Origin of the sequence: Sorangium sp. So ce124 (genome assembly GCF_051525235.1) — a bacterium.
Taxonomy (GTDB): Bacteria; Myxococcota_A; Polyangia; order Polyangiales; family Polyangiaceae; genus Sorangium; species Sorangium atrum.
In genome coordinates this window covers 4,376,196-4,396,241 of sequence record NZ_CP150312.1, presented here as the reverse complement: position 1 = coordinate 4,396,241, position 20,046 = coordinate 4,376,196, and the positions used below count along the sequence as shown (strand labels likewise).

General features: G+C 72.0%; 14 protein-coding genes and 2 tRNA genes. 8 read left to right on the top strand and 8 right to left on the bottom strand.

Annotated features, from left to right (window positions below; all coding sequences use genetic code 11):
- Nucleotides 1-26: 26 nt before the first annotated feature.
- The gene (locus WMF19_RS16595) at nucleotides 27-335 is read right to left on the bottom strand and encodes a hypothetical protein (protein ID WP_272097998.1); all 309 of its coding nucleotides are present in this window, start codon (nucleotides 333-335) and stop codon (nucleotides 27-29) included.
- Nucleotides 336-645: 310 nt separating this feature from the next.
- Nucleotides 646-2,118: a DUF4178 domain-containing protein gene (locus WMF19_RS16590; RefSeq protein ID WP_437900016.1), complete on the bottom strand. Its 1,473-nt coding sequence runs from the start codon at nucleotides 2,116-2,118 to the stop codon at nucleotides 646-648.
- Between the two features lie 231 nt (nucleotides 2,119-2,349).
- Between WMF19_RS16590 and WMF19_RS16585 the strand changes: the two genes are divergently transcribed.
- From WMF19_RS16585 to WMF19_RS16575, 3 genes are all read left to right on the top strand, one after another.
- On the top strand, nucleotides 2,350-3,954 hold the full coding sequence (locus WMF19_RS16585; RefSeq protein ID WP_437900015.1) for a polyamine aminopropyltransferase: 1,605 nt from the start codon (nucleotides 2,350-2,352) through the stop codon (nucleotides 3,952-3,954).
- Between the two features lie 4 nt (nucleotides 3,955-3,958).
- Nucleotides 3,959-5,596 carry an FAD-dependent oxidoreductase gene (locus WMF19_RS16580; RefSeq protein ID WP_437900014.1) on the top strand — a complete coding sequence of 546 codons (1,638 nt, stop codon included), beginning with the start codon at nucleotides 3,959-3,961 and terminating at the stop codon, nucleotides 5,594-5,596.
- A 236-nt stretch (nucleotides 5,597-5,832) separates the two neighbouring features.
- Nucleotides 5,833-6,651 carry a PP2C family protein-serine/threonine phosphatase gene (locus WMF19_RS16575; protein ID WP_012235416.1) on the top strand — a complete coding sequence of 273 codons (819 nt, stop codon included), beginning with the start codon at nucleotides 5,833-5,835 and terminating at the stop codon, nucleotides 6,649-6,651.
- Nucleotides 6,652-7,004: 353 nt separating this feature from the next.
- Here WMF19_RS16575 and WMF19_RS16570 read toward each other — a convergent pair whose 3' ends face one another.
- The 4 genes from WMF19_RS16570 to groES form a co-directional block, all read right to left on the bottom strand.
- Entirely contained in the window at nucleotides 7,005-7,772 is a 768-nt protein-coding gene (locus tag WMF19_RS16570) for an MBL fold metallo-hydrolase (protein ID WP_272097994.1), read from the bottom strand.
- A 4-nt stretch (nucleotides 7,773-7,776) separates the two neighbouring features.
- Entirely contained in the window at nucleotides 7,777-8,433 is a 657-nt protein-coding gene (locus WMF19_RS16565) for a Crp/Fnr family transcriptional regulator (RefSeq protein WP_437329555.1), read from the bottom strand.
- Between the two features lie 197 nt (nucleotides 8,434-8,630).
- Nucleotides 8,631-10,319: a chaperonin GroEL gene (groL, locus tag WMF19_RS16560; protein ID WP_437900013.1), complete on the bottom strand. Its 1,689-nt coding sequence runs from the start codon at nucleotides 10,317-10,319 to the stop codon at nucleotides 8,631-8,633.
- A 68-nt stretch (nucleotides 10,320-10,387) separates the two neighbouring features.
- Nucleotides 10,388-10,687: a co-chaperone GroES gene (gene groES, locus WMF19_RS16555; protein WP_437329553.1), complete on the bottom strand. Its 300-nt coding sequence runs from the start codon at nucleotides 10,685-10,687 to the stop codon at nucleotides 10,388-10,390.
- 624 nt (nucleotides 10,688-11,311) lie between these two features.
- Between groES and WMF19_RS16550 the strand changes: the two genes are divergently transcribed.
- From WMF19_RS16550 to WMF19_RS16540, 3 genes are all read left to right on the top strand, one after another.
- Nucleotides 11,312-11,385: transfer RNA gene (locus WMF19_RS16550), tRNA-Gln, on the top strand.
- A 39-nt stretch (nucleotides 11,386-11,424) separates the two neighbouring features.
- Nucleotides 11,425-11,499 (top strand) — tRNA-Glu (locus WMF19_RS16545).
- 151 nt (nucleotides 11,500-11,650) lie between these two features.
- Complete coding sequence (locus WMF19_RS16540; protein WP_437900012.1) at nucleotides 11,651-12,361, top strand: NUDIX hydrolase; 711 nt, start codon at nucleotides 11,651-11,653, stop codon at nucleotides 12,359-12,361.
- Nucleotides 12,362-12,393: 32 nt separating this feature from the next.
- Here the strand turns inward: WMF19_RS16540 and WMF19_RS16535 are convergent, their stop codons facing one another.
- Nucleotides 12,394-13,365 (bottom strand): hypothetical protein, encoded by a 972-nt coding sequence (locus WMF19_RS16535; RefSeq protein WP_437900011.1) that lies wholly within the window; start codon nucleotides 13,363-13,365, stop codon nucleotides 12,394-12,396.
- Nucleotides 13,366-13,940: 575 nt separating this feature from the next.
- Between WMF19_RS16535 and WMF19_RS16530 the strand changes: the two genes are divergently transcribed.
- Nucleotides 13,941-14,828, top strand: a complete 888-nt coding sequence (locus tag WMF19_RS16530) for a DNA adenine methylase (RefSeq protein ID WP_437900010.1) — start codon at nucleotides 13,941-13,943, stop codon at nucleotides 14,826-14,828.
- Between the two features lie 31 nt (nucleotides 14,829-14,859).
- On the opposite strand, the gene WMF19_RS16525 is transcribed toward WMF19_RS16530, so the two are convergent.
- A complete protein-coding gene (locus WMF19_RS16525; protein ID WP_437329549.1) occupies nucleotides 14,860-15,126 on the bottom strand; it encodes a hypothetical protein in 267 nt (88 codons plus the stop codon).
- A gap of 295 nt (nucleotides 15,127-15,421) precedes the next feature.
- On the opposite strand from WMF19_RS16525, the gene WMF19_RS16520 reads away from it, so the two are divergent.
- Nucleotides 15,422-19,978, top strand: coding sequence for a DUF2339 domain-containing protein (locus WMF19_RS16520; protein WP_437900009.1), 4,557 nt, complete (start codon nucleotides 15,422-15,424; stop codon nucleotides 19,976-19,978).
- Nucleotides 19,979-20,046: the final 68 nt, after the last annotated feature.

Sequence of the window (20,046 nt, the reverse complement as noted above, 5' to 3'; positions counted from 1 at the left end):
CCCCGCCTGTCGCCTGCGCCGCAGCATCAATAGACGTTCGACTCCTTCCAGGGCGACAGGCACACGTTGAAGCGCTCCTCGACCACGATCGCGCGCCACTGGAGCACCTGGGAGGCGCTCAGCCCATCAAAGAAGCCGCCGATCCAGGAGCGGATGCGGCCGTTGAGCTGCGCGCGGATCCTGGCCGCGTCCACCGGCTCCTCGTCTGCCTCGGGCGCGACGACGTAGAGGGCGAGCAGCTGCTTGAACTCGTCGAAGTACTCCTGGTTTCGGAGCAGCGAGATGTAGAGCGCACGCAGCTGTGCGTGCGGGTCGATCGAATTCACGGTTTGCATGGGCCTCCGCCGCCGGCCCACCGCCGGCGTCGGACGGCACATTGCACGTCACGGGCCGCCGGTGACCAGCGCGTAAGCCATTGAAATCATTCGATCGCCAGCGGCGGCCGGCGGCGGTCGATACCCGAAACCGACCATCATCTGCCCGAATCCGACCGCTCCGCTCGACGCGATGTCGCCTTTCCACGGAGGTGGACATAGACATGTCCAGTGCTGCTCGTGCCCGACACGACACCAGCCGGGATCGTAAAAGGCGCTCCGGCGCAGGCCGTTTATTTCATACACAACCGAATCGATCAGTGAAGCTGGATCACTTCCCACCGCCGAAGCTCGGGCTGCCCCCACCGCTCGGAATGAAGATGACGCCGCCGCCGCCCCCACCGCAGTCGCTGAGCGCGATGAGAATGAGGAGGACGACGATCAGGACCACGACGATGACGACGACCGTGCCGGCGCTGGCGCCCGTCCCGCCGCCGAACGAGGGGCTCGGCGGTGGCGGCAGGTGGAAGGCGGCGGCGAGCTCCTTCCCTGGAAGCCGTGAGCAGAATGACACGCTCACCTCGGTCGGGGCCTGCTCGATGCTGACCTTGCCGCCTTCGCCCTCGTACTCCGTGGCCTGCACCGCCTCGCCGATCTCGACCTTCCAGTAGAACTCGCCGATGACGTATTCCACCTCGGCGTGGACGCTCTGCTTGAGCGCATACGTCCGCCCCTGATAGCTCGCCGTCGAGCCCATCGGCTGGACCTCGCCGGGTGAGAGAGGCGTCACGAGCTGCCACGCGCCGTCCTCTTCCATGAGCCACAGGTAGCCGACGCTCGGCCCGCCGTAGAGCAGGTACTCCCGCCAGCGGTAGCGCTCGCCCTCCACCGTGCAGCCCCGGATGACGAAGCCGATGCAGAGCACGCGCGTGCCGCGGAGCTGGCCCTCGGCCCCGAGCGGGACGTACGGCTCCATGGGCGGCCGTGGGACCTGGCCGAGCGCGACGAGCGCGCCCTTCGTGAGGTCGCTCGCCGTACCGCAGTACCGGCAGACGATGCGCTCCGTGGTGCCGGGCGCGGCGAGCGGAAGGTTGCCGCCGCAGTTCGGGCAGGCGACGGCCGACACCTGCGCTGTGGGCTGGTCCACAGGGGCGCCGGTGTCGAGCTTCATCACGGCCGGGTCGATCTGCCGGCCCAGGTAGAGCTTGGGCGGGATCATCCGCCCGTCGCCGTAGTCGAGCGTCCCGAACTCGCCCCTCGGCCCAGCGATGTCGACGAAGCCCGTCACCACGCCCGGCGCGGCGACGTAGGGCATCTCTCCTTCGGCGGAGATCACGCGCCGGCTGCCGACCTCGACGACGGTGAACATGCCGTGCCCCTCGAGGTGGACACGGCCGCCCGGCTGGAGGGAGCTCCACTGCGGCAGCCCGTTCAGCGGGAGCGGCGCCTCGGTGGTGGCGTACCAGCGCCCCTGAGCGAAGGCGACCCACGTCCAGCGGCCGCTGGCCGGGAACGCGATGAAGATCTCCTGCCAGGGCGCGCCCGGCGCGCTGGCCCGATCGAGCTGGACGCGGCCGTCGACAACGAACGGCTCGTTGCCCCAGCGCCCGGTGACCCCGAGCTGGAGGGGCGTTGGTATATCGACCAAGTCGGCGACGCGCCCGACGGCGCGGAGGTCCCGATCGGTGCGCGCGACGACGAACTTGCAGTGCTTGCACACCTGCGCCATCGCGCCCGCGAAGCGAAACGTGATCGGCGCGCCGCAGGAGGGGCACGCGGCTGCTCGGTCGAAGGGCGTGCTCACGCGAGCACCATACTAGAAGCCTCGATGACGGAAGAGGAAGCGTTTCAGGTGCGCTGGTCGACGTGGCACGTGGCACGTCGCACGCAGCACGTCGTGCATGCCGCGCGTGGCCGCGCGCCGCACGCCGCACACGGCAGCTCGTCAGCGCGCGGACGCTCGCCAGAGCTCACCGGCGCGCCGACGAGCCCGAACAGGCTGTGGTCCAGCGCGAGCGGTGCTAGGACCGCGCCGATGCCGGCCACCGAGGAGAGCCCTGCGGGAGCTCGGGGCGCCCCTCCCGGGGACGCTCCGGCGCCCTTCCCTGCGGCGCAGCCGCTGCCCCGGCTCGTGCACCCGGCGCTCCTCGCGAGCGTGTTCGTCATCGCCACGTCGGGGCTCGTCTACGAGCTCATCACCGGCACGCTCGCGAGCTACGTCCTCGGCGACTCGGTGACGCAGTTCAGCTTCGTCATCGGCCTTTACCTGTTCGCGATGGGGATCGGCTCGTACCTCTCCCAGTACATCGAGAGCCGGCTCCTCGAGCGCTTCGTCGAGATCGAGCTCGGCCTCGCGCTCGTCGGGGGGCTCTCCGCGCCGATGCTCTTCCGCGTGTACACGGCGCTCGGTTCGTTCCGCGCGCTGCTCTACTCGCTCGTGCTGCTCATCGGGGTGCTCGTGGGGCTCGAGATCCCGCTGCTCATCCGGCTGCTCAACTTCTCGCTGGATCTCAAGCGGCTCGTCGCGCGCGTGCTCACGCTCGACTACATCGGCGCGCTGGCCGCGAGCCTGCTCTTCCCCTCGCTCCTCCTGCCGCGCCTCGGGATCCACCAGACGAGCCTGTTCTTCGGCATGCTCAACGCGGCCGTCGCGATCACGAGCACGTTCCTGTTCCCCCTCGATCGCGCCGTCGTCGTCCGGCTGCGGGCGCTCTGCCTGATCGTGATCGCCGGGCTCGGGGTCGCCTTCGCGCTCGTCTCGCGGTTCGTCGAGCGCTCGGAGGCGCTCTATTTCGGGGCGCCCATCGTCTACGCGGCGCAGTCGCCCTACCAGCGCCTCGTCATCACGAGGAGCCCGCGCACGACGCGCCTCTTCCTGAACGGCAACCTCCAGTTCTCGTCGGACGACGAGCACCGGTACCACGAGGTGCTCGTGCACCCGGCCGTCGCCGCGCTGGGGCGCGAGCCGCGGCGCGCGCTGATCCTCGGCGGCGGCGACGGGCTCGCAGCGCGCGAGCTGCTCCGTTACCCGTCGATCGAGCAGATCCTGCTCGTCGACCTGGACGGCGCGGTCACCGGCGCCTTCCGCGATCTGCCGCTCGCCGCGGAGCTGAACCAGGGCTCGCTCCGCGACCCGCGCGTCGCCGTCCGCAACGAGGACGCGTTCAAGTACCTCGAGGAGTCGACCGAGTCGTTCGATCTGGCGATCGTCGACTTCCCCGATCCGGGCAACTACGCCGTCGGCAAGCTGTACACGGACGCGTTCTATCACCTGCTCCGGCAGCGGCTCTCCGTGCGCGGGCTCGCCGTCGTCCAGGCGACGTCGCCTCACTACGCGCGCGAGTCGTTCTGGTGCGTCGTGACGACGCTCGAGGCGGCCGGCTTCAAGACCGCGCCGCTCCACGTCTACGTTCCGAGCTTCGGCGAGTGGGGCTTCATCCTGGCGGGCGGCGAGGGGCTCGCCGCGCCCGGCGCCCTCCGGATCGATCCGTCGAGGCTCCGCTACCTCGACTCGAGCGGCCTGCCGGAGCTCTTCCGCTTCCCTCGCGATCTCGGCCGCGTCGAGGCGCCGATCAACCGGCTGAACGACCAGAAGCTCGTCTCCGTGTACACGCGCGAGTGGGCCGAGTGGACCCGGTGATCCGGTGAACCGCCGCGGCTTCCTGAGCTCCGTGGCCGCGGGCTGGGTCGTGCACACGGCCTCGCCCGGGCGCGCGCCGCTCGCCGGCGAGATCGTGGGCGCGGCCCACGGCGCGGGCCACCTGCTCCGCGGCGGCCCGCTGCCCGCGGCGAGCGGCCCCGCCGAGCGCGCGGACGTCGTGATCGTCGGCGGCGGGGTGAGCGGGTTGTCGGCCGCGTGGCGGCTCGCCGGCGCCGGGCTCGATCTGCGGGTCCTCGAGCTCGAGCCGAGGCCGGGCGGCACGAGCGCGTGGGGCGACGACGGCGTCGTGCCGTACCCGTGGGGCGCGCACTACCTCGCCGCGCCGAACGTCGAGGCGCGCGCGACGCTGCGGCTGCTCGAGCAGATGGGCGTCGTCACCGGGTGGGACGCCGCGGGGCGCCCCACGTTCGATCCGCGGCGGCTGTGCCACGCGCCGGGCGAGCGGCTGTTCTACGAGGGCGCGTGGCACAGCGGCCTCGCGCCGCTCGACGCGCTCTCGAGCGAGGCGCTGGACGAGCTCGAGAGGTTCCATGCGTTCGAGGAGGAGCTCACGGAGCTCACCGGCAGCGACGGGCGCGCGGCGTTCCAGATCCCCCTCGATCGCTCCTCGCGCGACCCCGAGCTCCTCCAGCTCGACCGGATGAGCATGGCGGCGTGGCTCGATCGCGAGGGGTACCGCACGCCGTTCCTTCGCTGGTACGTGCGCTACGCGATGCTCGACGACTTCGGCGGCGCGCCCGAGGAGATCTCGGCCTGGGCGGGGCTGCACTACTTCGCGGGGCGCAAGGCGCGCGCGCCGGAGCTCGCGGGCAGCCGCTATCTCGTCTGGCCCGAGGGCAACGGCCGGCTCGTCAAGGCGCTGCTCGAGCGCGCGGCGCCGCGCGTGTCGCTCGGCGCGCTCGTCACGTCGGTGCGCCCGCAGCCGGGCGGCCGCGTCGAGATCGACTACGTCGACGTGCAGCGCGGCGAGGCGCGCCGTGTCGAGGCCCGCGCGGCCATCCTCGCGGCGCCGGCGTTTGTCGTGCGCCGGATCTTCGCGGGGAGCGCGGCGGGCGAGCTGCCGGAGCGGATCGCGTCGGCGTGGCTCGTGGCGAACCTGCACGTCGAGCGGCCCATCGACCCCAACCACGCGTGGGATTCCATCCTCTACGGCGCGGAGGGGCTCGGCTACGTCGACGCGCGCCACCAGCTCACCGATCTCGCGGCGGCGACGACGCAGCGATCGCGCCTCGAGACGCCGGTGCAGCGCACCGTGCTGACCTACTACCGCGCCTTCGGCGGGCCGGACGTGGCCGCCGCGCGCGCGGCGCTGCTCCGCGCGCCGTGGGAGTCGCTCGCCGACGGCGTGCTGCGCGACCTCGCGCCGGCGCACCCGCACCTGCGCGACGACGTCGAGCGGATGGACGTCATGATCTGGGGTCACGCGATGCCGCGCCCGCGCCCCGGCTTCCTCGGCCCGCGGCCGTTCGAGCCGCGTTGCGCGCTCTCCGAGCGCGTCGCCTGGGCTCACGTCGATCAGCCGGGGATGGCGCTCTTCGAGGAGGCGCACGCCTGCGGCGTGCGCGCCGCCGAGACGATCGCGGCCTCGGCGGGGATCGCGATCGGCGAGAGCTGGCTCTGAGCTCGAGCGCTCGTCGCCTCAGCGCGCCGCTCCGCGAGGAACCCCACGTCCTCTCTCATCTTTCAAGAGCAAAGTGTGTCCGGCGAACGAGCGCCTCCGGAACCGTCCTCCACCCCTGCCGCCGGCCGCTTCCGGCGGCCATGGAGCGGTCGCTGTGGGAGATCCGGCCCAGGATTTCAGCTTTGCCCTCGCCTTGAACTTGCGCTGCCCCCCTGCTCCGCGTCTACTCTCTGCCCATGTTGCGGACCCGGTTTGCCGGGATGACGGATACCGGGCTCCTCCGGGACCACAATGAGGACAACCTCCTCGTCAGCGAGGAGTACCGTGTCGTGGCCGTGGCGGATGGAATGGGCGGACACCGCTCGGGCGATGTCGCGAGCCAGCTTGCCGTGAGCACGCTCTCGGACTTCCTGTCCGTGACGGTGGGGAGGGACGCCACCTGGCCCTTCCCTGCCGACCCGAACCTGACCGAGGAGGAGAACTACGTCGTCACCGGCCTCAGGCTGGCGAACCGGCGCATCTTCGATCGCTCGCTGAAGACGCTCGCCGACTTCGGCATGGGCACGACGATCGTGGCGGCGATGTTCTCCAAGGACGCCGAGCACGTGACGGTGGGTCACGTCGGGGACAGCCGCTGCTATCGCCTGCGCGACAGCCAGATCACGCAGCTGACCCGCGACCACTCGCTCGTCAGCGACGCGGCGCACATGGCCCCGTGGATGACCGAGGAGGAGGTCCGGCAGCTTCCGGCCAACGTCATCACGCGCGCGCTCGGCATCCGCGAGGACGTCCTCGTCGATCTCGTGACGGACGAGACGCGGCACGGTGACGTGTACCTCCTGTGCTCGGACGGCCTGTCCGGGCTGGTGAGCGACGATCAGATCCTCGAGCTCGTGATGTCCAGCGGCTCGCTGGACGCTGCGTGCAAGGCGCTCATCGATCGGGCGAACTACTTCGGCGGCACCGACAACATCACGGTCGTCCTCGCCCGCGTCGAAGAGGTGCCCGACGGCAAGCGCCCCTTCAACGACGAGCCCACGCAGGAAAGCCGCTAGCCCGCGCCACCGCGCTCTCAGGGCCCCCCCACGGCGAGACGGCTGGCCCCCCACCACGTAGCGGCTCGCCCCCTCCTCGAGGCGCGCCCTCTCTCTCGGAACACCCACAGGCCCGAGGGGGCTAGCTCGCCGCGCGCGGTGCGCACGGGCTGTTGTCTGAGCCCGATTGACGCCCTGTGTCCGGCGCGCGCAGCGCGTCGGGCACAGGGCGTCCAAGGCGAGTTCAGCCCGTGCGCACCGCGCGCGGCGAGCTAGCCCCCTCGGGCCGGGCAGCTCGGCACCACGCTCCCATCGACCCCGGCGCCCCCATCCACCCCAGCGCCCTCCCTCCCGCCGAGCCGCCGATGCGTCGGCTACAGGACGAAGTGATCCATGAGCTGAAGGACCTCCAGGTTCAGCCCCTTCAGCGCGGCGCACTCCCGCTCCACCTCGGCCTGGAAGACCGGCTTGATGTGGTAGAGCATCGTCGGCAGATCCCTCGGCGCGCGGAACTTCTGGAGCTCGACGGCGAGCGTCTGCGGCGTGTGATGGCCGCTCACGGTGGCGAGGCGCTGCTCCCGGTTGGGGAAGCTGACCTCCATCAGCAGCGCGCGGAGGTCCTGCTGCTGGTTCAGCACCTCCCACAGCCGCTCCGTGGGCCCGGTGTCGCCGCTGTACGCGATCGCGCCGCCGTCCCCTTCGATCACGAACGCCGACGCGTCGATCGTGTGCGTCACGTGGACCGCCCGCACGAGCCGCCCGGCGACCGGCGTGGGGCGCTCCGGCTTGAGCTCGAGGTACTGGATGGTCGGCTGCCCGGCGCTCGGGATCACCGCGAAATCGGGCCAGAGCACGTTGTTGAAGAAGTGCTTCTTGAGCGTGCGCAGCGTCTCGCGCGTGCCCGCGATCACGAGCGGCGGGCACCCGAGCTGGCAACGGTTGTCCGCGATCGTGGCCAGGTCGCGGATGTGATCGAGGTGCGCATGGCTCACGAGGCACGCCTCGATCCGCGCCTGGTCCTTCACCTCGAGCCCGCTCGTCAGCGAGCCGGCGTCGATCGCGAGGACGTCGTCCACGACGAACGCGCACGTGCGATGCCTGGGGGTCTCACCGCCGTGGCAGCCGATGACACGCAGCTCCACTGGTTCAGCTCTCTCCGCCGAACTTCTGCGGCATGTCCAGGAACTCGATGAAATCCCGGAACCTGCGCATGTCGGTCACCATGATCGCCGCGGGTGCAGGCGGCCCGTACGAGAGGAGCCTCAGCCGGCGGAGCCGCTTCATCACCTCGTCCACCGTCTCTTGCTCGACGTCGACCTCGCGCGCGATGTCCTCGGGAGAGGAGCGGACGCGTATGCCTTCAGGCGTCTCCTCCCCGAAGGCCTCGGCGTGACGCGCGAGCGCGAGCATCACGCGCGCCTTCGGGTCACGGTGCATGAGGATCTCGACGAGCGAGTTCGCCGCGTCGAGCCGCTTCGCCAGCTTCTTGAGGAGACGGAGCGCTATCTCGACGTCGCGCTGCAGCATGACCTCCAGCTTCCGCGCGTCGATCACGAGGCAGCGGGACGGCTCGCTCACGGTGGCCGTCGCGTTCCGGGGCTTGCCGTTCAAGATCGCCATCTCGCCGACGAACTCGCCGGGCCCGAGCACGGCGAGCACCTTGTCCTCGCCGGCGACCGACTTCGTGATCCGCACGGCGCCCGACTGGATGACGAACATGACGTCGCCGGAGTCCCCCTCACGAAAGAGCACGTCGCCCGGCACGTACTCGCGGCCATAGCGGGCGAACGACGACTCCGACATTGCCCGGGAGTCTAGCGCCCCACGTGACCGCGGGTCAAAAACCCGGGCAAGAGCGCTGGCCCTCACAAAACTCGAGGGGTCCCCCCAAGCCACCATGCTTTGGAGGACCCCTCGGCCCGCTTCGTCGGGAGCAGCGCGCTCAGCGGGCCGGCGCCGCGCGGAGGCGGCGGCAGCCCGAGAGCGGCGCGGACAGGCGATCAACCCATGTCGAAGTCGCCCATGCCGCCCATGCCGCCCATACCCCCCATGCCGCCCATACCCCCCATGCCGCCCATGCCGCCGGGAGCGCCGCCGCCAGCGGCCTTCTCCTTCTTGGGCTTCTCGGCGACGAGGGCCTCGGTCGTGAGCATCAGCGCGGCGACGCTGGCCGCGTTGGAGAGCGCGTGCCGCACGACCTTGGCCGGATCGATGACGCCGCCGGCGAGCAGGTCCTCGTACGCGTCGGTCGCGGCGTTGTAGCCGAACGTCGGCGCGCCCGACCGGACCTTCTCCGCCACCACCGTGCCGTCGATCCCCGCGTTGTGGGCGATCTGGCGGAGCGGCGCCTCCACGGCGCGGCGCACGAGCCGCACGCCGACGTCGCGCTCGTCGTTGAACTTGAGCGATTCCAGCGAGGCGGCCGCCCGGAAGAGGGCCACGCCGCCGCCGACCACGATGCCTTCCTCGACGGCCGCGCGGGTCGCGTGCAGCGCGTCCTCGACGCGCGCCTTCTTCTCCTTCATCTCGGTCTCGGTCGCCGCGCCGACCTTCACCACCGCGACGCCGCCGGCGAGCTTCGCGAGCCGCTCCTGGAGCTTCTCGCGATCGTAGTCGCTCGCCGTGTCCGCGATCTGCTTGCGGATCGCCTCGATGCGGCCCTTGATGGCGCCCTTGTCGCCCTGGCCGTCGACGATGACGGTGTTGTCCTTGTCGATCTCGACGCGCTTGGCCGTCCCGAGGTCGCGCACAGTGGCGCTCTCGAGCTTCTGGCCGAGGTCCTCCATGAACGGCGTCGCGCCCGTGAGGATGGCGATGTCCTTCAGCATGTCCTTGCGGCGATCGCCGAAGCCGGGCGCCTTCACGGCGGCGACCTTGATCGTGCCGCGCAGCTTGTTCACGACGAGCGTGGCGAGCGCCTCACCCTCGACGTCCTCGGAGAGGATGAGCAGCTCGCGCCCCTGCTTCACCACCTGCTCGAGCAGCGGCAGGAGGTCGGCCATGGCCGAGATCTTCTTCTCGTGCACGAGGATGAGCGGGTTCGTGAGCACCGCGGTCATCTTCTCGGGGTCGGTCACGAAGTAGGGCGAGAGGTAGCCGCGGTCGAACTGCATGCCGTCGACGGTCTCGAGCTCCGTCGTCATGCGCTTGTTCTCCTCGACCGTGATCACGCCCTCCTTGCCGACCTTCTCCATGGCGTCGGCGAGGATCTGGCCGATCTCCTTGTCGCCGTTGGCGCTGACCGTGGCGACCTGGGCGATCTGGTCCTTGTCCTTGGTCGGCTTGGCGGCCTGCTGCACGGCCTCGATGACCTTCGCGACCGCCGCGTCGATGCCGCGCTTCAGATCCATCGGGTTGTGGCCGGCCTCGACGAGCTTGAGGCCCTCGCCGAAGATCGCCTGCGCCAGCACCGTCGCCGTCGTCGTGCCGTCGCCCGCCTTGTCGCTGGTCTTCGAGGCGACCTCGCGCACCATCTGGGCGCCCATGTTCTCGAGCTTGCCGGCGAGCTCGACCTCCTTGGCGACCGTGACGCCGTCCTTCGTCACGACCGGGGAGCCCCAGCTCTTCTCGATGACGACGTTCCGCCCCTTCGGCCCGAGGGTCACCTTGACCGCATCGGCGAGCGTGTTCACGCCCTTGAGGATCGCGGCGCGGGCGCCGCGGCTAAAAACGATCTGCTTCGCAGCCATGTCTCAATCCCCTCGCGGCCGCGCGGCCGCGTGTACAAACGCTTGCGTTCGGTTGCCTCAGGCCTGGTTCACGTCCCGGCGGACTCGGTCACGGCGAGCACGTCGTCCTCGCGGATGAGCACGTGCTCCTCGCCGTCGAGCTTCACCTCGGTGCCGCTGTACTTGCCGAACAGCACCTTGTCCCCGACCTTCACATCGAGCGGGCGAACCTTGCCGTCCTTCAGGACCTTGCCGTTGCCCACCGCGACCACGCGCCCCTCGATCGGCTTCTCCTTCGCGGCGTCGGGGATGATGATGCCCCCCTTGGTCTTCGTCTCGCTCTCGACGCGCTTGACGACAATCCGATCCTGCAGCGGCCTGATTTTCATGCTGGCTCCCTCGTCCTCGGCTTGTTGACTGACCATCGGCTCGCCGGAGGTCCCGTTCGCCCCCCCGCTGGGGCATTCCGCCCGCACGACAAGAGCTAAGTGCCCGAGATCGCAGTGTCTTGGCACTCTCCTAGGCCGGTGGCTAAACCGCGGCCGAAAGTAAATCAGTCACCCGGCGCGTCAAGGGCACGCAGCAGAGAGCCGCGACTTTTCCGGAGCCGAGAGTCCGGAGGGGCGAAGCCGAGATGTCTGGAGAAGCGACGCCGAGGGAGCGATCGCGACGTCGTGAAGCCTCCTCCAGGGACGACCCCTCCTCCGGCCAGGGACGAGCCCCCTCTCCGACATCACGCAGGGCACGCTGTAGACAACCTGGACGGATCATGGCGACAGCGCGGCGTGCGACGACGACGGACGGCATGCAACGAGGGCGGAGCGGGTTGAGCGAGGGGAGCGAGGGGGTCGAGCAGCGGGAGGCCTTGCTGAGCCCCGCGAAGCGCACGAAACGTCGGGGATTTTGGTGCCGAGCATTTTTCTTCGTCGGGTCCGATTTTGAGCGCTTGACAATCCAGGCAGCCCAAGTAGATTCCGCGGCCCGTGGCGCTGATGAACACGGCGCTGACCCCTTGGGGGATCGTCTAACGGCAGGACGCAAGATTCTGGCTCTTGCTATCAAGGTTCGAATCCTTGTCCCCCAGCCAGGCCGCTCAGCTCTGCTGTCGGTCTTCTCCACAGAACAAGGTCCCATCGTCTAGCGGTTAGGACATCGGCCTCTCACGCCGGTAACGCGGGTTCGATTCCCGCTGGGATCGCCACTTTCACACCCTTTCGCCTCGTTTCCTGCTGCTTCCGCTCGATGCTCGTGCGTCGAGCACGACGCGAAGCACAGCGTCATCTGACGAGCGCGCGAGCACGCAGAGCAGCAAAGACGTCTTGCGGCGTTCACGTTGCGCTACCCTCCGGCGCATGGCCGCGCAGGACGTAGAGGAGCTCTTCGATATCCTCGATGACGGCGGCCGGCCGCTCGGCGTGCGCAAGGCGCGCGGGCTCGTTCACCGCGACGGCGACTGGCACCGGAGCGTTCACGTGTGGGTGCTCCTCGAGCGGGGGCCCGATGGCCGGGAGCTGGACATTCGCCAGAGCGCCGCGGATCCCTGGGTGCTCTTCCAGCAGCGCAGCCCGGACAAGGACACCTGGCCCGGCGCGCTCGAGGTCGCCGTGTCGGGGCACTACCGCGCCGGAGAGGATCTCGCGGGGGCGCTGCGCGAGGCGGAGGAGGAGATTGGCCTGCCGCTCTCGCCGCGCGATGTGGTCCGGCTCGGCACGCGCCGCAGCCAGGACGATCACGCGCCCGGGATCGTCGACCGCGAGCTGCAGGACGTGCTGCTCGCGACGACCCGCCGCGCGCTCGAGGAGCTGCGTCCCGATCCGCACGAGGTGACCGCGCTGCTGTCGCTCCCGCTCGACGCGGCGCTGCGCCTCGTCCGAGGCGAGGTGCCCCGCGCGACCGGCCTCGTGCGGCGGCCGCCGGACGCCGCGGGCGCGGTGAAGGTCGAGCCGCGCGACGTGCGGCTCGATGAGTTCGTGGTCGCGCGCGACGGCTACTTCGAGCGCGCGCTCGACACGATCCGCCGGCGCCTTGCTGGCGACGCGCCGGCCCCGTGGCTCCTCGGGTAGGACGCCGGCGCTTTCTCCTCGCGTCCGTGCCGTCAGCCTGAGCCGCGGCGCGCGTCCGACGGCCGCCGGGGCTTCTCGGGAGGCAACGCCGACGCGACGAGGAACCCTTCAGCGCGGTGCGGGGCGAGCCCGCAACGCGCGTTCATGCGCTTGGCGATCTCGTCGCCGGCCCTGACGAGCGCATAGAACCACCGGATCCCGAAGCGATCGTGCCCTTCCCGGAGCGCCGCCGCCTGGAGGGGAGCCCCGAGCCCCCGTCCGCGGTGGTCCTCGCGCAGACAGGTGCAGATCGGCATGGCCGTCCACGACGGCGCCTCGTCCACGTCGGAGATCCAGAGCGGCGGGGCGCCCAGCAGCCCGAGCTGGGCGAGCGCCTCGCGGCCGCCGACCTCGGCAGGCTGCGGCCGCGTCACGACGCACAGGGTGGTGCAGCCGATCAGCGCGCCCGCGCCGTCGCGCAGCGCGAGCGTCAAGGAGCGGCCCTCGCCGCCGCGCAGGTACCACCCCGGGAGCGGCGCGTGGCCGCTCTCCGCCTGGAGCTCCTGGATCGCGCGGATCGAGGCCTCGTCGTCGTCCGGCGATACCCTGGACAGGCGCAGGCCCGGCGGGAAGGCGCGAAACCGGCCGAGCCCCTGCACGGCGGCACGCACCTCGCCGGCCGGGGCGCCCATCACCGAGAAGTCCTCGTCCACGGAGAGCCCCGCCTGGCGCAGCGACGCCGAGAGCGCGGCGAGCTCCGGACGGGGGGCGTGCAGGAGCACGCGCTCGAAGCAGCGCACGAGCGCCTCGCGCCGCTCCGGCGGCGTCCGCTGGGCGTGCAGCAGGATCAGCGAGCGCCCGTCGGTGGCGATGCCGTCCTGCTCGCCGATCCAGTCGCGGGCCGCGTACAGGATCCGCTGAGCACGGTAGTCCGCAGCTTCACCGAAACACCCCGGTCCGTCCGCCGGAGCGGGGCCGCGCTGCTGCGGGGCATCGTCGCGATCGAGGTCGAAGGCAAGCATCATGGCGGCATCCCTCCTGTCGAGAAGCAACGGCGGCTTCCACGAATGGCGGCCCTCGAGGAGCCGCCACCCGGCGCGGGACGCCCGCGCCCAGCGCCCGGGCGAGCCCTTGCCGCGCCGCGCAGGTCCACCGGCGAGATGGCCTGACGCGGCGGTGCGCGAATGCGGGAGAACTCCGCTCCACCAGCGGCTGTGCAGCCCGCGTGTCGAGACTTCAACTTATCCCTGCTCGGCGATCGCGCAAGCGGCGACATGCCATGATCCGGGCAGCGCTCCAGCCGGGACACGCCCGCTCACGCACGCTTACAAGCAATTGGAATCACTAACGAATCAGGCCAACATCCACCGTCACCCACAAGGCACCTCGCCGCCCGACGGGGCCGCGGCGTGGACATAGAACGACCTAGCCTGGAGAGACGCATGGCCCCGGGCACCCGCGCGTCGGGGGCGGACCGGCGAGGGGCGCCGGACCAGGGGGCTCGCGCTCGCTCGCCGTGGCCTTCGGTGGTTGAGGACGGTGGCCTTCGGTGGTTGAGGACGATCGCGCGCCCTGGTAGGTTGGCGTCCAGTATTGCGCGATGACCACCGCCCTTGTCACCCAACCCGACGACGACACGCCCGTGATGCCACGTCCGTTCCTCAAATGGGCGGGCGGCAAGGGCCAGCTGCTCCGACAGTTCCAGCCGCTCCTCCCCGCGTCGTACGGGCGCTACTTCGAGCCCTTCGTGGGGGGAGCCGCGCTCTTCTTCTGCCTGCAGCCGGAGCGCGCGACGCTGACGGACGTCAACGCCGAGCTCATCGACTGCTACCGGGCCGTGCGCGACAGGGTCGAGGAGGTGATCGCCGCGCTGGGCAGCCACGCCTACGAGGAGGCGCACTACTACAAGGTTCGCGACGTCGATCCCGCCTCGCTCACGCTGCCCGAGCGCGCCGCGCGGACCATCTTCCTGAACAAGACGGGGTTCAACGGGCTCTACCGGGTCAACAGCGCCGGCCGCTTCAACGTGCCTTTCGGCCGCTACGTGAAGCCGGCCATCTGCAACCCGCCCCAGCTGCGGGCCTGCTCGGCGGCGCTGCGGGGCGTCGAGCTCGAGGTCCGCGACTTCGAGCGCGTGCTCGACCACGCCCAGGAAGGCGATTTCGTGTACCTGGACCCGCCGTACTCGCCCGTCTCGTCGACCGCGAACTTCACGTCCTACAGCGCGGGCGGCTTCGGCTTCCGCGACCAGGAGCGCCTCGCTGCGCTCTTCGCCGAGCTCGACGGGCGAGGCGTCCAGGTGATGCTCTCGAACTCCGATGTTCCGGAGATCCCGCCGCTCTACAAGCGGTTCAAGATCGACCGCGTCGCGGCGCTCCGGAGCATCAACGCGAAGAGCGACGCCAGAGGCCGCGTGGGGGAGATCGTGATCCGGAACTACGGGGCCAAGCGGAGCCGCAAGGCGGCGTCCGCGGACAAGGCGGGCTGAGCCCGGCGCCGCCGCGCGGCGCGCGGCTCACTCAATCGACGGTCTTCCCCTCGTGCTTCTTCGGATCGGGGGCCGCGCGCTCCTCGGCGTACGCCATCGCCACCTCGATCTCCTCGTGGATCTCGGGCGAGGTGACCTTGTTCCCCGAGGGATCGACGGCCTCCCACACGAAGCCGCGGAGCTCACCCGGGCGCTCGGGTATCCAGCGGACCCGCAGGGTCCAGCCGTGCAACTCGGCCGTATAACCGCCTTCCTCGTGATCCCGCTGCCATGCAGAGACGGTCGGGTGCTTCACCATCGCGAGGTCTCCGGCGCAGAAGGTCGAGAGGACAGAAGAACTGTTCCCGAATGGCCGCGCTCCCCCCCCGAGCAACGCCGCCGTCCGGGAACACGGGGAAGATAGCAGGCGCCCGGCGCACGGCGATCAGGCAGGCGTGTGTTCCTCATGCGGAGGCACCTTACCCGAATCCCAGCGCGCGCCGAAAGGTCCTCGCCTTCCGATGGGGCCGTCAGCGCGAGCAGCGTGAACAGCACAGGCATCATCGCGCCGACGGGCGGCGCCTGCGACGCGCACCGCATGCTACGAAGCATGCATGGGGGCAGGAATCGTCGTCGTCTTCGGGCTCGCGCTCGTCGGCTATCTCCTGGTTGCCCCGCTCGTCGCCTTCGTGTTCGCCGTCCGGGCCAACCGGCGCAACGAGGACCTGCTGCTGCGGATCCACGCGCTGGAGCACCGGGTGGCCGAGCTCTCCGGGCATCGTGGCCGCGCAGCGCTCACCGCAGCGGCGGAGAGCCCGCGAAGCACACACGACCTGGAGCAAGAGAGGATTGCCCAGGGCGCGATCCCGCCCCCAGCGGCGGCCCGGCCCGCGCTCGACGCCGAGGGCGCAGATGCACCGCCCGCGCTCGACGCGGCGACCACCGGCGCGCCGCCCGCGCTCGACGCGGCGACCGCCGGCGCGCCGCCCGCGCTCGACGCGGCGACCGCCGGCGCCCCTCCTGGGATCGCGGATCCGATCGCCACCGCGCCCCCGGCGGTCGCGTCCACGGCGTTCGCCGCCGCTTCGACCACGGCGCCCCCGGACGTCGCGTTCCCCGGCCCCACCGCTCCTCCGCCGCCTCGCGCGGCGCGCCCCGCGGCGACGCTCGAGGCGAGCGCGTTCGGCGCTGGCTCGCCCGCGCATCGCGAAGCCCAGGAGCGACCCTCCATCGAGGAGCGGCTCGGCCTCACCTGGCTCACCCGCGCAGGCGCGACCACCTTCTTGCTCGGCGCGCTCTTCTTCTTCAAGTACGCCTCGGACAACGCCTGGATCGGGCCGTTCGGGCGCGTCGCGATCGGCGCCGCGACAGGCGCCGCGCTCCTCGCGATCGCCGAGGTGATCCACGGGCGCGCGCAGCGTCGTTTCGTCCACACGCTCATCGGCCTCGGCCTCTCGGTCCTGATCGCGTCGGTGTGGGCGAGCGCCACGCTGTACGAGCTCGTCCCGATCCCCGCCGCATTCGCGGCGGACACGGTGCTCCTCCTGCTCGGCGCCGGCCTAGCGCTCCGCCACCGCGGCGAGGCCATCCTGATCCTCAGCCTCGTCGCCGGATTCCTCAACCCCGTCGTGCTGTCGACGGGGCAGGACCGTCCGCTCGTCCTGTTCGGCTACCTCCTGCTCATGACGAGCGTCGTCCACGCCGTCGCAGCGAGGCTCGGCTTCCGCGTCGCGCCGTGGCTCGCGATCGCAGGCCACACGGCGCTGTTCTGGGGCTGGTACGCCAGGCACTTCGACGCCAGCGCCGCCCCGGCCGGCGGAGACGCGGACGCTGCGCAGTGGCTCGACTCGCCTGCGCAGGCGCTCCCGGGGCCTTACTTCGCGCTCGCCGCGCGCGCGGCGCCCCTCGCGTTCGTCGCGCTCGCCACGGCGCAGGGCATCCTGCGCGCGCTGTGGCTGCGCCGCGCGCCCGCCATGAGCCCCGACCGAAGCGTCCCGCCGACCGGGGCGGAAGCGACCGGCGTCCTCCGCGTCGCGGCGCGCGCGGACGCGACCGCGACCAGCATCGCCGCGCTCGTTCTCGCGCACGCGGGCGCGGCCGCGCTGCTCTTCGACGCGCCGCGCGCGCTCACGGCCGCCGCGATCACGCTCGCGCTCGCGGCGCTGGTCGCCCTGCGCGCGCCCGACGATGGCGCCTGGCTGCTGGCGCCGATGGGCGCAGGCTTCCTTTCCTTCGCCGCGACGTTCGCGGACGCGCCAGCCGCGCATCGCACGACGCTCGTCGCGCTGATCGCGGCCTGGACGCTCGTCTACCTCGCGGGGTGGCTCCGCGGCGGGGCCGGGCTCGCGGGCCAGCTCGATCGGAAGACCGCCATCGCGTGCTCCGCCGGCGCGGCGCTCTTCGCCTGCACGGCGGGCATGCTGCTGATCGAGGCCGACGCGGCGCTCTTCGCGCTCGCGCTCGCGCTCGCGGCCGCCCTCGCGGCGTGGACGGCCGCGCGCGCCGCGCTCCCCGCCCTGCTCCTCGCCGCGGCGATCCTCTCGGCAGGCGCGCTCGCCGCGGCGGCGCATTTCGCGATCGCGCCGGCGGACGCGGGCGCCTCGGCGTCCATCGATTCCGCCGGCGCGGTCGGCGCCGTCGACGCCGTCGACGCAAGCTTCCTCGGCGCCTCGGCGCTCGTCATGCTGGTGTTCCTCGGCGCCGCGGGCGCCTCGGCGCGGCGCCCGCGCGAGCCCGGCGCGCCGGCGCTCTCCTGGTCCGACGCGCTCGCCGCGTGCGTGGCGACGCTCGGGTTCGTCGCGGCCGCGCTCGGCGCCACGCCGGAGGACACGCCGACGCTCCGCGCGCTGCTCACCGCGGGCGCCGGCGCCCTGGACCTGGCGCTCGGCGCCGCGCTCCTCCGCGCGGGCGTGACCCGCGCCGAAGCCGCGCCCCCCGCCGATCGCATCGCCCTGCTCCTCGGACAGGCGCTCGCCCTGTTCGCCGCGTCCGCCGCGTTCGGGCTCGGCGGCGCGACGGTGACCGTGATCTGGAGCATCCTCGCGGCCGTGGCGGCCGCGATCGCGGCGCGCACCGGCGAGCGGGTCTGGCTCGCCGTCACCCTGCTGCTCTTCGCCGCCGCCCTCACGCGGGCGCTCGTCGTCGATCGGGCCGAGGCCGAGGCGCTCGTGACGACCTGGTTCGCGACGCGCGGCCGCGACGGGAGGATGGCGGTTCCCGTCCTGCTCAACGCGAGGACCTATGCGTTCGCGGGCGTGAGCGCCGCCCTGCTCGCCGCGGGGCGGCTGCTGTCGCGCGCGGCGCTCGCCCGCCCCCTCGACGCCGCACGCGCCGAGCTGCGCGGCGCCGCGGTCGCGGCGCTGGGCGCGGGGTATGCCCTGCTCATCACGACCGTCGTCCTCGAGGTAAGGAGCGCGATCACCGCGCTCCCCGCCGCCCCCCCTGCCCCGCTCGACGCGGCCGAGTTCGCCGAGCTCACCGTGCAGCACCGCGCCGCCCTGGAGGGCCAGCAAGGCAGCCTCGCGATGGCGACGACGCTCGTGCTCGCCCTCGCGGCGATCGCGCTGCTCACCGCGGGGTTCGCGGCGCGCGACGCCTTCCATCGCTACGCCGGGCTCTCCCTGTTCGCCGTCACCATCGCGAAGCTCGTGGCCTGGGACGTCTGGCACGTCGAGCGCATCTACCAGATCGCCCTCTTCACGGGCGTCGGGGCGCTGCTCGTCGGCGGAGGGTTCCTCTACGCGCGGTTCGGCCGGCGCCTCGTGACGCTCCTTCGCGCCGGATCGCGGGGCGCGGCCGGGCCGCTCGCGCTGCTCGCGGCGATGACCCTCGCGCGGCCCTCCGAGGCGCAGACCGGCGCGGCGCTCCCGATCGAGAAGCACGCGCTCGTCCGGCCCATCGAGGGCGTGGACGCCGCCGGCGATCACCGCGTCGACGTCGATCTCGACCTCTACCGCGAGAGCCGCGCAGAAGAGCTGCTCGCCGACGTCCGCATCGCCGGCCCCGACGGCGCCGAGGTGCCCTACGTGCTCCGCGAGCCAGGCGCCGCGCACTCGTCCGGGCGGATCGCGGCCACGATGCTCGATCCGGGGGTCGACGCCGCCGGCGTCGCGCAAGCGACGTGGGCGCTCGACGCGCCCGGCACGCGCCACTGCCGCGTCGAGCTCAGCGTCATCGGCGGCAGCTTCCTCCGCGAGGCGCGGGTCGAGACCGGCACGGATCCGAGGTCGCTCAGCGAGGTCGCGCGCGGCGCCTACGTGTACCGCATCCCCCAGGGATCGGAGACGGTCGAGCACCTGTCGGTCCGCTATCCCCTCTCGCGCGCCGCCCTGGTCCGGATCCGCCTTGTCCCCGAGGGCGCCCCGGCGCGCGACGCGGCCGCGGACGTCCGGATCACGGGCGGCGCCGTCTCGTGCGAGACGCAGGCCCCCGCGGAGTTCCCCGCGCTGCTGCCGCTCGCGATCGTCGAGACGCAGCGGGACAGCGAGGCGAAGACGACCCTCGTCACGCTCGACGCCGGCGCCGACGGCGCGCCGCTGGAGGCCGTCCTCCTCGACGTCTCCACGCCGGAGTTCAGCCGCCGCGTCGACGTCGCCTCGACCACGTACCGCGCCGTCTGGCCGGCCGTGGGGAGCGGCATGATCCACCGCATCCGTCCGCACGGAGAGTCAGGGCCCTCGCTCGCGTCGACGCGCATCCCGTTGAACCCCACCCGGAAGCGCTTCCTCCGGCTCACGATCCACGACGGTGACTCGGCGCCGCTCTCCCTCTCGGGCGCGCAAGGCGAGGTGCGGGCGCGCGAGGTCGTGTTCCGCGCCGCGCAGCCGGGCCCGCACCGGCTCTACGTCGGCGACGCGCTCGGCAAGCGCCCAAGCTACGACCTGGTCGACCTCCTCGACCACACCGTGCGCGAGCGTCCCCCCGCCGCGAGGCTCGGCGCCGCGGCCCCAAACCTTGCGCTCGGCGCCGCCCCTGTCGCGCGCGACCTCCCGTTCACCGAGCGGCACCGCACGGCGATCGGGGGCGCGCTGGCCGTCGGGCTGCTCGCGCTCTCGCTGTGGGCCGCGCGGCTCCTGAAGCGAGGGGAACACGAACAAGGAGGACAAGGGGCGCCGCCCGACGACCCCACGCCGCCACGGCAGCGCGCAGCAGACAGCGAGCCCAGGCCGTGATGTGCTCGCATGTTGCCGTGGGTCGCCGGGAGCACGGCGCTCCGGCGTTGGGATCGACCATCGAGGTG